This window comes from Actinomadura roseirufa, from assembly GCF_900659635.1.
Lineage (GTDB): Bacteria > Actinomycetota > Actinomycetes > Streptosporangiales > Streptosporangiaceae > Spirillospora > Spirillospora roseirufa.
Map to the genome: position 1 here is coordinate 14,960 of NZ_CAACVB010000100.1, position 12,688 is coordinate 27,647.

A 12,688-nucleotide genomic window follows, 5' to 3' on the forward strand; every position below is an offset into this window, starting at 1 on the left:
CGCGCCGCGCCGTCCCGCGCCGCGGACCCTCTCCACGAGGACCTTGCCCTGATTCGTCCACGCTGGTACGTGCCACCGTCGCCACGCTTCCTGTTCGCCGAGTGATGAGCTGATAATGGTCCGTCCGGGGGCGTCCCTCCCGTGACACGGCCCCCAGAATACGGTGCCGCGCCCTCCCGCCCGGCCCCCGGTTCAGGCATCACGGCCCGTCCTGCGGGCGGCGGCGTCGAGCAGCGCCGCAAGCTCATGCGGGCGGGACAGCATGGGGGAATGGGGGGTGTCGATCTCGGCCCGCCATGTGGCCCGCCGAGCCATGCGCCGCTGAGCCTCGGGCGTCAGTGCCTGGTCGCGGGCGCACACGAGATAGGTGGACGGGATCGCGTGCCAGGCCGCCCGCATCACCGGAGCCCCGACCGTGCCCACGTGCTCGGGGGTGAGGCGCGCCGCGGCCGCCTTCGCCTCCGCCGCCGGGCAGTCGCCGAAGAACATGTGCTGGGCCGCCACTTCGGAGACCCGCAGGTAGTCGCCCTCGGCTACCGGCGCGAGCGACGGGTCCGGGGGCACGGGCGCCGGCCGGTTGGCGTCCGCGCACGACTCGCCCACCTCCAGCAGGAAAGCGCTGAGATAGATCAGCGTGGCGACCTCGGCGTTCCCGTACGCCGCCTCGGTGGTCACGGCGCCGCCGTAGGAGTGGGCGCACAGGGCGAGCGGGCCGGGCAGGCCGGCCAGCTCCGCCCGCAGGAACTCCACATGGCCGCGCAGGTCGTGGCGGCCGGGCGCGCGGTCCACGCCGGGCAGCCGCACCGCGTGGGTCCGCACTCCGGCCGCGTTGAGCAGGGGGACGACCGGGTCCCATGCCCACTCGCCGTGCCAAGCCCCGTGGACCAGCACCAGGGTGGGCGGCTCGCTGCCGGCCATCGGCCTCACCTCGCTCGTTAGGCGCCGTTTCCGTCGTTTCGGAAGGCTATGAACAGTGACGTTACCATAGCGCACGATTGTTCGTCATGCGCACGCAGGTCACACACCGTTCACCTATTGCGCCTCCGATTGTGCGGTGCGTACTATGCGCACAGCCGTGCGTATATCGCACGCTTTGCCAGGACAGGAGAACCCCATGGACCTGGACCCGGAGCTGGCCGAGGCCGTGCGCCAGTTCCCGCCCATCGATCTCGCCGACCTCACCGCCGCCCGCGCGTCCTTCGCCGCGAACGGCGGCCCGCCGCCCCCGCCGGAGTGGGCGGACGACGTCGCCGTCGCCGACCGGACGCTCCCGGGACCTTCACCCGGCACCCGGGTGCCCGTGCGCGTCTACACCCCGCGACCCGGCGACGGCCCCAGACCGGCCATCGTCCGCTTCCACGGCGGCTCGTTCGTCATCGGCGATCTGGAGACCGACCACCTCGGCTGCGGCTCCTGGGCACGCGATATCGGCGCGATCGTGGTCAATGTCGACTACCGCCTGGCGCCCGAAGCGCCCTACCCCGCCGGAGTGGAGGACTGCTATGCCGCGCTGACCTGGGTCGCCGGGCACGCCGCCGAACTCGGCGCCGATCCCGCCCGGATCGCGGTGGCGGGGTCCAGCGCGGGCGGCGGACTGGCCGCCGCCGTGGCGCTCATGTCCCGGGACCGCGGCGGCCCGGCGCTCGCACTCCAGGTGCTGAACTACCCCGCCCTCGACGACCGGCTGGACACGCCCTCCATGCGCGCGTTCACCGAGACCCCGATCTTCACCGCGCACCACGCGGAGCTGGCCTGGCGGTACTACCTCGGCGAGCGCGAAGGAGACGTCCCCGCCCACGCGGCGCCCGCGCGGGCCGCCGACCTGACCGGGCTGCCGCCCGCTCTCCTGCTGGGCTGCGACTTCGACCCGCTGCGGGACGAGGGGCTGCGCTATGCGGCGCGGCTGCTCGACGCCGGAGTCCCGGTCGAGCTGCACCAGTATCCGGGCACCGTGCACGGCTTCGACGTGATGCCGACCCGGATCTCCGCCGAAGCGCGGCGCGTCCAGGTCACGGCGATCCGGCGGCACCTGCGCGTGCCCGCGCCGGACCTGACCCCTTACGGAAACGCCCAGGACCGGCCCGCTCCAGCACGGATCCGGGCGAGGGAGCGGTCATGAGAAGGTTCCTCGTCCATCGACTGCTGCTCGCCGTGCCGACGCTGGTCGGCGTGTCCCTCGTCGTCTTCCTGACGACCAAACTCGTCCCCGGCGATCCGGTCGCGAGCCTGCTCGGGCCGCTGGCTCCTCCGGACGCCCGGCGTGAGCTGATCGAACGGTTCGGATTCGACAGGCCCCTCCCGATCCAGTTCGGGCGGTGGTCCTGGAATGTCGCGCAAGGGGAGCTCGGCACGTCCATCCAGCAGCAGCGGCCCGTCCTGGAGATCGTGCGGACCGCCTTCGGCAACACCGCGATCCTCGCGCTCGCGGGGGCCGTGCTCGCCTTCGCCGGGGGCCTGCTGATCGGCGCGACCGGCGCGTTCACCACGCGGCGGCTGCCGCGCGGGCTCGCCTCCGGCTTGTCCTTCCTGGCGATGTCGGTGCCGCAGTACTCGATCGCGCTGGGTCTGGTCGCCCTGTTCGCCGTCCGGTACCGGGTACTGCCCGCCGGCGGCATGCACGACCCCGTCGGCGGCGGTGGCGCCGGTGACCTGCTCCGGCACCTGGTGATGCCGGCCGTGGCGGTGTCGCTGATCCCGATGGGCGTCATCGGGCGGATGCTGCGGGCGAGCCTGGTGGACGTCATGTCCGGCGACCAGGTCGAGGCCATGCGGGCGCGCGGGCTGGGCCGCGCGGCGATCGCCCGGCACGCGCTGCACAACGCGCTGCCCTCGCTGCTCACCATCACCGGGCTGCAGCTGGCCTACCTCATCGGCGGTGTCGTCTTCGTCGAGACGATCTTCTCCTGGCCCGGTCTGGGCCAGGCGCTCTACAACGCCATCGCCTCACGCGACCTGCCGCTCATCCAGGGCGGCGTGCTGGTCATCGCCATCGCGTTCGTCCTCATCAACATCGTGGTCGACGGCGTTCACGCACTCATCGATCCGCGCGTACGGAGATAGTCATGGCCCCTGTATCCCCCACCACGGACATCACCCCCGCGGTCGGCGCGGAGCGCGCCGGGCCGCACCGCCGGCGCCGCCCGGGCGCCGCGCTCATCGCCGGAACCGTGCTGGTGTCACTGCTGATCCTGGCGGCCGTGCTGGTCCCGGTGCTGCCGCTGCCGGACCCGGACGCCGGGTCCCTCTCCGAGCGGCTCCTGCCGCTCGGGAGCCCCGGGCATCCGCTCGGCACCGACGGCCAGGGCCGCGACCTGCTGAGCCGCCTGGTCTGGGGCGTCCAGCCCTCGCTGGCGGCGGGCCTGCTGCCGGTGCTGGCGGCGGGGACGGCGGGGACGTTCCTCGGCATCGTCGCCGGGCTCGGCGCCCGCTGGCTGGAGAACGCCGTGATGCGCTCGCTCGACGTGCTGTTCGCCTTCCCCGCCGTGCTGCTGGCGATCTCCATCGCCGCATCCCTGGGCGCGGGCCTGACCAGCCTGATCATCGCGCTGTCGGTCATCCTCGTCCCGGCCGTCGCCCGGGTGGTGGTCACCGAGGTCGCCAGATTGCGCGAGCTGGACTTCAGCCAGGCCGCGCGGGCCGGCGGCGCGCGGACCACGACGATCGCGATGCGGCACATGCTTCCCAACGTGCTCCCCGTGCTGAGCGTCTACTGCTCGGCGCTGGTCGGGCTGTCGATCGTGCTGGGCTCCGGGCTGTCGTTCCTCGGGCTCGGTGTCGCCCCGCCCCGCGCCGAATGGGGGGCCATGCTGGACGACCTGCGCCAGCACATCTTCACCGCCCCGCTCCTCACGCTGATCCCCGGCGCCGCGATCTTCCTGGCGTCGGTCGCGTTCAACCTCCTCGGCGAGGGCCTGCGGGAGCACTTCGACGTGCGATCGAGGCACACCGTATGAGCGCGCTGCTGGAGATAGAGGACCTCACCGTCGACTTCACCGCCGGGCCACGCGTCGCGCACGCCGTCCGGGGCGTCGGCTTCGAAGTGGAGGCCGGACGCACCACGGTCGTGCTCGGCGAGTCGGGCAGCGGCAAGTCGATCACCGCGCGAGCGGTGCTGCGGCTGCTCGGGGCGCGCGCCGAGGTCGGCGGCTCGATCCGCCTCGACGGCGTCTCCCTGCTCGACCTCGACGAACGGGAGATGCGGTCGCTGCGGGGCCGCGACATCGGCCTGGTCCCGCAGGACCCGACCGGCTCGCTCGACCCGCTGCGCCGGGTGGGCTCCCAGGTCGCCGAGGTGCTGCGGGCTCACGGCGTCGGGACGACCCGTGCCGCGCGACGCGAAAGGGCAGGCGAACTGCTGGCCCAGGCGGGCATCCCCGATCCCGCGCGGGTCGCCCGCGCCTACCCGCACGAGCTGTCCGGCGGCCTGCGGCAGCGAGTCGCCATCGCCGCCGCGATCGCCTGCGGCCCCCGGCTGCTCATCGCCGACGAGCCGACCACGGCTCTGGACATGACCGTCCAGGCCCGGATCCTCGAACTGTTCGGACGGCTGCGGCGCGAGCTGGACATGGCGGTGCTGCTGGTCACCCACGACGTGGGCGTCGCCCGGCTACTGGGTTCCACGGTGGTCGTCATGTACGCGGGCCGAGTCGTCGAGGAAGGGCCGGCCGAACGCGTCCTCAGCCGTCCCGCCCACCCGTACACCGCCGCGTTGCTCGGCGCACAGCCGCGGCCCGGCGTGCCCCGCGGCGAACTGCCCGGGCTTTCCGGGCTGCCGCCGTCCGCCACCGCCGCGATCGACGGCGCGTGCGCGCTGGCGCCGCGCTGTCCGCACGCCGAGCCGGGGTGCTCGATCCGGCGGCCTGTGCTGGAACCCGTCTCCGGTGGCGGCTCGGCCGCATGCCCGGTGCCGTGGGCCACGAACGCGGTGGCGCAGGCCGAATGGGGGCCGCGATGACCGTGCCGCCCTCGAACGATGTGTCCGCGACCGGGCCGCTGCTGAGCGCGACCAACCTGTCCAAGACCTTCGGTTCCGGGACGCTCGCGGTCGACGGCGTCAGCCTCGAATTGCACGCGGGCGAGACCCTCGGCGTGGTCGGGGAGTCCGGCAGCGGGAAGTCCACCACGGCCAAGATGGTCCTGCGGCTGCTGACGCCCGACACCGGACGGGTCGTCTTCGCCGGCCACGATCTCGCACGCACCCGGGGCGCGGCCCTGCGGCGCTTGCGGGCCAGGCTGCAGCTCGTCCCGCAGTCACCGCAGACGTCCCTGAACCCCCGGATGACCGTCGGTGACGCCGTCGCGTTCAACCTGCGCGCCCACGGCCGTCCCAGACGCACGATCCCCGCGCGGGTCGCCGACCTGCTCAACCGCGTCGGTGTACCGCCGTCGGACGCCGGACGCTATCCCCACGAGATGTCCGGGGGGCAGATCCAGCGCGTCGCGCTGGCCCGGGCCCTGGCGACCGACCCGGAGCTCATCGTCTGCGACGAGGCCGTCTCCGCGCTCGACAAGAGCATCCAGGCCCAGGTACTCAACCTGCTCGCGGACCTCCAGCGCGACACCGGCGTCGCGCTGCTGTTCATCTCACACGACCTCGCCGTCGTCGAGCACATCGCCGACCGCGTGATGGTGATGCAGCAGGGCCGGGTGGTCGAAGAAGGACCGGCGGACCAGATCTGGTCCCAGCCGGGCCACCCCTACACGCGCACGTTGCTCGCCTCGATCCCCCCACTTCCCCGACCAGGAGAACGATCATGAAACTCGACCGACCCCGCGCACTGCTCTGTACCGTCCTGGCGGCGGGGCTCGCAGCGGCCGCCTGCGGCACCGCCGCCCCGTCCACCGGCTCCGGGGGCGCCCTGGTCATCGGCATGACCGCCTCCGACATCCCCGGCACCGACACCGTCATGGCGTTCACCCAGGGCTTCGAGGGCGAGCGGTTCGTCAACTTCCAGCTGTACGACGGGCTCACCCGCTACGACCTGAAGCAGGCCACGAAGACGCCCGGGATCGTCCCCGGACTGGCGACCTCCTGGAAGAGCAGCGGCGACGGCCGCACCTGGACCTTCCAGCTGCGGCAGGGCGTGACCTTCTCCGACGGCACGTCGTTCGACGCCGACTCGGTGATCTTCGCCTACGACCGGCTGCTCAACAAGAAGAGCCCCTACTACTACCCGGAGGCGGCCGGCGCCGCGAGGCTGTGGTCCGGGCAGATCGAGTCGTACCGCAAGATCGACGCCGGGACGGTGGAGATCACCACCAAGCGGCCCAGCGGCCACCTGCCGACCGACCTGACCTTCCTCACCATCCCCAGCCCGACCGCCGTCAAGAAGCTCGGCAACCAGAGGTTCGCGCAGCACCCGGAGGGGACCGGCCCGTTCCGGTTCGAGTCGCTCAAGCCCGGCCAGCAGCTCACCATGGTGGCCAACGAGAAGTACTGGGGCGGCGCGCCCAAGGTCGGCAAGCTCGCGCTGCGCCCGATCCCGGACGCCGGGGCCCGCACCGCCGCACTGCGCTCCGGCCAGGTCAACTGGATCGAGTACCCGAGCCCCGACGACGTCACCCCGCTGAAGTCGTCCGGGTTCCAGCTGTTCGGCAACAACTACGACCACCTGTGGTACTGCACGTTCGACCAGGCCAAGAAGCCCTGGGGCGACGTGCGCGTCAGGCGGGCCGCCAACTACGCGATCGACCGCGAGGCCATCGCGCGCGACCTGCTCAAGGGCACCGCGGACCCGGTCAACCAGCACGCGCCGGCCTCGACCGACCAGCACGACCCGGCCAACGACGCCTATGCCTACGACCCGGCCAAGGCCAGGGAACTGCTCGCCCAGGCCGGTGTGCCAGAGGGGTTCAGCACGACCCTCGCCGTCCCGACCGGAGGGTCCGGCAACCTCATCCCCGTGCCCATCGCCACCGCGCTCCAGGCGCAACTGGCCAAGGTCGGCATCAAGGTGCAGATCCAGAAGGTGGAATGGTCGACTCTGCTCGCCGACCTGAACTCGGGCAAGCCGGTCCAGGGCGCGGACGTCCAGTGCGCCTCCACGGTGACCTTCCAGGCCGAGGCCCTGGTGCGGGCCTACTGGGCGAAGGGCTCACCCGTCTACAAGGGCCACTGGTACTCCGCCCGCGTCGACTCGCTGTCCGAGGAGGCCGAGCGGACCCTCGACCCGGCCAAGCGCGTCGCCCTCTTCCGCCAGGCCGAGCGGATCGTCACCGACGAGGCGCCCTACCTGTTCGTGGTGAGTGACCGGAACCCGCGCGTCCTCTCCGCGGGCGTCAAGGGCCTCATCCAGCCGAAGTCCTGGTTCGTCGACCTGACGACCGTCAGCGTCGGGAAGTAGGCGAACCGATGACAGCGATCAGGTGGGCGGTCAACCTGCCCCTGCCGGGGCGAGCGCTGCGCGACCACCGCGAGGTGATCGAGGCGCTGCCCGGGCTCGGCTACGCCGACGTGTGGACGGGCGAGGGCGGCGGCATCGACGCCTTCACTCCGCTGGCCGCCGCGGCGGCATGGCAGCCCGGCCTGGGCGTCGGCACGGGCGTCGTGCCGGTGTTCACCCGTGGCCCGGTGGTCCTCGCGCAGACCGCGGCGGCCCTCTCCGAACTGGCCTCGGAGCGGGTCATGCTGGGCCTCGGCACCTCGGTTCCGGCCCATGTGACGGCCCTGAACGACATACCGTTCGCCAAGCCCGTCGCCCGGCTCCGGGACACGGTGCGGTTCCTCAAGTCCGCGCTGCACGGCCATCCCGTCGACGAGGAGTACGAGACGTTCACCGTGCGCGGCTACCGGCCGCCACCGCCCGCCGCCGTCCCGCCCAAGCTCATCCTTGGGGCGCTCCGGCCGGGCATGGTCCGCCTGGGTCTCACCGAGGGCGACGGCATCATCACCAACGTCCTGGCGGCCGGCGATCTGGAACAGGTCCTCGCCGAGGCCGGACCCCCGCCGCCGGGCAAGGAGGTCGTCGTCAAGCTGTTCGTCTGCCCGACCGAGGACGCCGCCCATGCCCGCCGCACCGGACGGGCCTTCCTCGGCTGGATCCTCAACCAGGCCCCCTACCGGGCCTTCCACGACTGGCTCGGCCACGGCGACGGGCTGACCGAGTCCCGCGCCCTGTACGACTCCGGTGACGGCCCGGCGGCGGGCCTCGCGCTGCCCGACGACATCGTCGACGCACTGTGGATCCACGGGTCCCTCGACGAGTGCCGCCGGCAGATCGCTCGCTTCGTCCAGCCTGGGGTGACGTCCGTTCTCCTCTTCGTCGCCCCCACTCCGGAACTGCACAAAGGCCGCCACGCGCTGCCGGACGTCCTGTCCCGCCTGCGCCCGGGCAACGAGTAGCTCGTCCGCCGGCCCGCCTCGTCGGCGGATCCGTCGACGAGGCGGGCCCGGTCGCCGAACGGTCACCTTTCTCCTGCCGATGAGGCAGCCGTCGAACGCCGTGCCGAGTCCGGAACGCGAGGACTACCCCCGGACGCGGATCGCGCACCGATGAACTTTCCGCGCCTCGCCCGTCTGTACGTGTGAGATCGACTCAAGGGAGGCCGGCGCGATGCGGAAACTGATCTTCGCCATGAACGTGTCCCTGGACGGTTACATCGCCGCGCCCGGTGGCGACCTCGGCTGGAGCGTACCGAGCGACGAGCTGTTCCAGTACTGGTCCGACCGGGTGGGGGCGACCAGCCTGGCGCTGTACGGGCGCAAGCTGTGGGAGACGATGAGCTCCCACTGGCCGACCGCCGACCAGCAGCCCGGCGCCACACCGGCGGACATCGAGTTCGCCCGCCGCTGGCGGGACATGCCGAAGGCGGTGTTCTCCTCGACGATCGACAAGGTCGACTGGAACACCCGCCTGGTCACCGGCGACGCGGTCGCCGAGATCACCCGGCTCAGGGCCGAGGACGGCGACCCGATGGACATCGGCGGCGCGACACTCGCCGGGGCGGCCATGCGAGCCGGGCTGATCGACGAGTACGTGCTGGTCACCGTGCCGGTCCTGGTGGGCGGCGGCACGCCGTTCTTCACCGCGCTGGACAGCTGGGTGAACCTGAAGCCGGTCGAGACGCGGACATTTCCCGGCGGCGTGGTGCTGACCCGATACGAGACAAGGCGATGAGCACGGGCCAAATGCTCGGCTCGTAAGGCCGGGTCGAAATCCTTCCCGGCGTGCTGACGACGGCGGCGCCGGCCCGTGCGCCGGACTCGTCGACGATGGGGACTTGTCTGATCACAACGTCGCGGGCGGGCTCACCGATGGTTTGTCGGTGGTGTCGAATCCGGCGACCTCGGCGCGGGTCCTCTGGGAACATCCGGTCCGGGTGGGACTGCCGGTAGCGTACTTCCCAGCCCGCGCCCGGCAGCTCGGCGGGCACGGGTGCGCGGTCGTTGCGCAAGCCGCGTCGCCGCTACCAACGTCCATGGTCAGTGCGGCTAGCCCTCGACCCATTCTTCGGCCGGCTTAGCGTCTCTCGTTGATCCTTGGAGTGAGCACATCTCTGCGAGATCGCGCGCATAGCCCTTGTGGCTCCTGCAGCACTTCCCGCAGGCTCCCGGGGCCCGGGGCGGCGGACCGGGCGCGGGCCCTGGGCCGCCCGCCGGGCGGCCTGCATCTGCTCGACCCACTCGATCAGGAGCTCCTGCGCCGCGGCATCACACAGCCCCGCCGAGGCCATACCGGGCTTGAGCCAGGACGTCCAATCCAGGCTGATGGCCTCGCCCGCCGCCATCAGGCTCGGGGCGGAACGGAAGTAGCGGTAGTTCAGGATGCCGTGAACGTCGACGATCCCTGTCATCACGGCCCTCCGATCTCCTTGGTAGTGGCGTCGACTCCAAGTTACCCGTGAGTAAATGCCATGGATTGAGTGATGCTACTCAATTGGGCTGGGTTTGATACCTGCGGACCTCATCAGACCATTGCCCGTGCGGACTGATTGGCGATCTCGCCTGTATGCTCCGGACATGTCACTGGATCTTGGGCTTTTCATCCCGTGCTACGGCGGGACTCCCTGGGCCCCGGAGGGAGCCGCCCCGATCGGCGCCGAACGCCTGGGACCCTCATGAGGGTGCTCGATCCGCGCGACCGGGTCGCCCTCGCCGACCTCGTCGCGAGGTACGCGCTTTACGCCGACCATGTCAGGTACACCAGCCTCGTGGGCCTGTTCGCCGACGACGCGGTGCTGGTCATGCCGGACCCGCCGGAGCGGCTCGAACCCGTCCATTCCTTCACGGGGCGAGACGAGATCGCCGCGGCGCTCCGATCCTTGGAGAGGTTCCCGCGCACGTCGCACCAGATCGTGGGCCACGTGTTCGATCCGGGACGCGAGAACGCGACGGCGACCGGGCATATCACCTGCGTCGCGCACCATCTCGACGAAGACGAGTCGGGAAAGCCCACCGACGTCGCCTGGCATGTCCGCTACAGCGACGCCTACCGGCGAGAGAGCGGCTTCTGGCGGATCGAGCGCCGGACCGTCCAGATCGACTTCATCGAGAAGAAGCCGGTCTGGTGCTGGAGAGACTGAGCACCGGCGAAGCGGCACAGTACCCACGGCGCTAGGACGTGTCCGTCAGACGCGATCGGGCGTTTGGACTGGACGGTCAGCGTCGATTCGACGATCGTGCGGGCCCACAAGCACGCCTCCGGCGCCCGCATAAGGGGCACGGGCAGTGAAGCGCCCCGGGCCGAATGGAGGCTCGATTCCCTGAGAGGATCGAGTCATGGCACGTCAGTCCCCCTATCCTCCTGAGCTGCGCAGGCGGGCGGTCCGTCTAGTCGCCGTGGACGTCACCGATCATGGTGGCGGGTGCCCCGTCGAGTGGCCCCCAACCCATATGAACCCCATGTCGCCGACCATGGATGTCATCTGAGCGTCAGCGGTCGACGCGGCACCGGACTGTGTTCGCTCGTCATTTGCTCGTATGTCGCAGAACAGCGCGACAGGAGCCGGCACAAGGTGTGATCAGCGTTGACCGTCCGGCGGACGGGGCGGACACAAGTCCTGGGCACGATGGCCACCGCGTCCGCCCTCGCCGTGAGAGGGGCCGTCCTGATGCCTCAAGCCGGCGAGACGGCCGAGGGTCACGGTGTGGTGCTGCTGACAGCCGCGGCGCCTGAACGCGAGCACGCATTTGAGGTGATCTGATGGACAAGAACACTTCAGAGCTTGCGCGCTGGTTGGTCCCCGATGAGCTGTGGGAGATCGCCGAGCCCTTGGGTTGTTGGTGAGCACGACTCTCGTCACCTCCGGCGGCGCTTCTGGCGGCGGTGCTTGGAGGTGGAGCGCTGTTGCGGTGGCTTCTTATCTGCGGGCTGTTGCCGGGGATTGCGGCCGCGGGAGCTGTTGGGGGTGCGGCCGCGGACGATGCCGATCAGTTCTTCCATGAGGTCGGTCGTCACGGCCTCGAGCCAGGCCAGGCCGATCTGGGACTGGGGAGCGTCGGTCACGGTCCGGTAGGTGAGGTCCTTGCGGTGGTGGAGGCGGGCCAGAGACTGCGGGAGCAGCAGGACGCCGGCTCCCGCCGCCACCAACTCGATCGCGCCGGCGGTGCTCTCAGGACGGGTGAAGGCGGGTTCCCCGGGGCGGTCGTCCCAGGTCAAGACATCGTCGAGTGGCTCGAACACGTCCTGGTCGGCGAGATCGGCGAGTTCCACCTCCTCCGCTGCGGCCACCGCGTGATCCTTTGGCACCACGACCACGGTCGTCTCCAGGTACAGCGGGATCACATGGAGGGCCTCGCGGTCGACGGGCAGGCGTACGAACGCCGCGTCCACGTCACCGTTCCGCAGCAGGGGGACGACCTCGGCCGCCGGCATCTGCAGCAGGCGAAGCGGCACCTCCCGGACCCGCTCGGCCCACACCCCGGCCCACTTCGCGGGCGTCACCCCCGGCACGTAGGCCAGCCGGAACTCACCATCGGTCATTCCGCCACCCTAGTCACGTCCATACAGTTCCCTCCCGCTGGCTACCCTTGAGGTCATGGGCACGTCCAAAGCAAAGACCTCGCAGACCATGAAGTCCGCGACCGCGGCCAAGAAGCTGGGGATCCTGCTGTCGGCAGCACCCGCCGAGTTCCAGGAAGGCCCTGTCTCCCGGGACGAATTGAACGCGCTCCAAGCCGACCCGCCCTCATGGCTGGCGAACCTGCGCCGTGAGGGTCCCCACCCCCGCCAGGTCGTCGCCGCCAAGCTCCGCGTCTCCATCTCAGGGCTGACCCGCGCCGGCGTCGCGGGCCCGCTCACCACGGCCGAGATCGAGAACCTGAAGGCCGAAAGGCCCGACTGGCTGGAACGCGAGCAAGCCGTCCAAGCCGAAGTCCGCCAGGAGGAACTCCGCCTCAAGCAGCAGCGCGCCAAGGCCTGACTCACGTAGTGCCCCGGCCGCCAGCGCCGCCGCCCAACTGCTCGCGATGTAGGCCGCGTGGGTCAAGGCGCCCTGCATGGACGTGATCCTCATGTGGTCAACGGGATCGTGAAGCGGGATGGGATTGTCAGGCTGGCGTTGGGCGAGGATGGGGGGCGGTGGTCTGCGGCCGACCCCGTACTTGGTTCGAACCGGCGAGGGGAACCGTACTTGGCTGGTGAACCATCGGCTAGAGAGCTTCAATAGTTGGGGTTATCGACTGTGTCTTGGTGGTGACTGGCCTGTCGGGTGTGGGCGGGTTTCCCTTGGTGGATGCGGTATGGCGAGG

General features: G+C 70.9%; 12 protein-coding genes. 10 read left to right on the forward strand and 2 right to left on the reverse strand.

Annotated elements, in window-relative coordinates; translation table 11 throughout:
- Nucleotides 1-192: 192 nt before the first annotated feature.
- Nucleotides 193-918, reverse strand: coding sequence for an alpha/beta fold hydrolase (locus E1291_RS21360; protein WP_131739636.1), 726 nt, complete (start codon nucleotides 916-918; stop codon nucleotides 193-195).
- Between the two features lie 196 nt (nucleotides 919-1,114).
- On the opposite strand from E1291_RS21360, the gene E1291_RS21365 reads away from it, so the two are divergent.
- The 9 genes from E1291_RS21365 (at nucleotide 1,115) to E1291_RS21405 (ending at nucleotide 10,521) form a co-directional block, all read left to right on the forward strand.
- Nucleotides 1,115-2,119: an alpha/beta hydrolase gene (locus tag E1291_RS21365; protein WP_131739638.1), complete on the forward strand. Its 1,005-nt coding sequence runs from the start codon at nucleotides 1,115-1,117 to the stop codon at nucleotides 2,117-2,119.
- Nucleotides 2,116-3,060 (forward strand): ABC transporter permease, encoded by a 945-nt coding sequence (locus E1291_RS21370; protein WP_131739640.1) that lies wholly within the window; start codon nucleotides 2,116-2,118, stop codon nucleotides 3,058-3,060. Before E1291_RS21365 ends, E1291_RS21370 begins: the two co-directional genes overlap by 4 nt.
- 2 nt (nucleotides 3,061-3,062) lie before the next feature.
- Nucleotides 3,063-3,953 carry an ABC transporter permease gene (locus E1291_RS21375; protein WP_131739642.1) on the forward strand — a complete coding sequence of 297 codons (891 nt, stop codon included), beginning with the start codon at nucleotides 3,063-3,065 and terminating at the stop codon, nucleotides 3,951-3,953.
- Nucleotides 3,950-4,954, forward strand: coding sequence for an ABC transporter ATP-binding protein (locus E1291_RS21380; protein WP_131739644.1), 1,005 nt, complete (start codon nucleotides 3,950-3,952; stop codon nucleotides 4,952-4,954). Before E1291_RS21375 ends, E1291_RS21380 begins: the two co-directional genes overlap by 4 nt.
- The gene (locus E1291_RS21385; protein WP_207400858.1) at nucleotides 4,951-5,757 is read left to right on the forward strand and encodes an ATP-binding cassette domain-containing protein; all 807 of its coding nucleotides are present in this window, start codon (nucleotides 4,951-4,953) and stop codon (nucleotides 5,755-5,757) included. The genes E1291_RS21380 and E1291_RS21385 overlap by 4 nt, the downstream gene beginning before the upstream one ends.
- Complete coding sequence (locus E1291_RS21390) at nucleotides 5,754-7,343, forward strand: ABC transporter substrate-binding protein (RefSeq protein WP_131739648.1); 1,590 nt, start codon at nucleotides 5,754-5,756, stop codon at nucleotides 7,341-7,343. Before E1291_RS21385 ends, E1291_RS21390 begins: the two co-directional genes overlap by 4 nt.
- 8 nt (nucleotides 7,344-7,351) lie before the next feature.
- Entirely contained in the window at nucleotides 7,352-8,341 is a 990-nt protein-coding gene (locus tag E1291_RS21395) for an LLM class F420-dependent oxidoreductase (RefSeq protein ID WP_131739650.1), read from the forward strand.
- A 211-nt stretch (nucleotides 8,342-8,552) separates the two neighbouring features.
- The gene (locus E1291_RS21400) at nucleotides 8,553-9,116 is read left to right on the forward strand and encodes a dihydrofolate reductase family protein (protein WP_131739651.1); all 564 of its coding nucleotides are present in this window, start codon (nucleotides 8,553-8,555) and stop codon (nucleotides 9,114-9,116) included.
- A 946-nt stretch (nucleotides 9,117-10,062) separates the two neighbouring features.
- Nucleotides 10,063-10,521 carry a nuclear transport factor 2 family protein gene (locus E1291_RS21405; RefSeq protein ID WP_165495224.1) on the forward strand — a complete coding sequence of 153 codons (459 nt, stop codon included), beginning with the start codon at nucleotides 10,063-10,065 and terminating at the stop codon, nucleotides 10,519-10,521.
- 716 nt (nucleotides 10,522-11,237) lie between these two features.
- Here E1291_RS21405 and E1291_RS21415 read toward each other — a convergent pair.
- Nucleotides 11,238-11,921: a LysR family substrate-binding domain-containing protein gene (locus E1291_RS21415; protein ID WP_131739655.1), complete on the reverse strand. Its 684-nt coding sequence runs from the start codon at nucleotides 11,919-11,921 to the stop codon at nucleotides 11,238-11,240.
- A gap of 55 nt (nucleotides 11,922-11,976) precedes the next feature.
- On the opposite strand from E1291_RS21415, the gene E1291_RS21420 reads away from it, so the two are divergent.
- Entirely contained in the window at nucleotides 11,977-12,360 is a 384-nt protein-coding gene (locus E1291_RS21420; RefSeq protein ID WP_131739657.1) for a DUF5997 family protein, read from the forward strand.
- The last annotated feature ends 328 nt before the right edge of the window (nucleotides 12,361-12,688 follow it).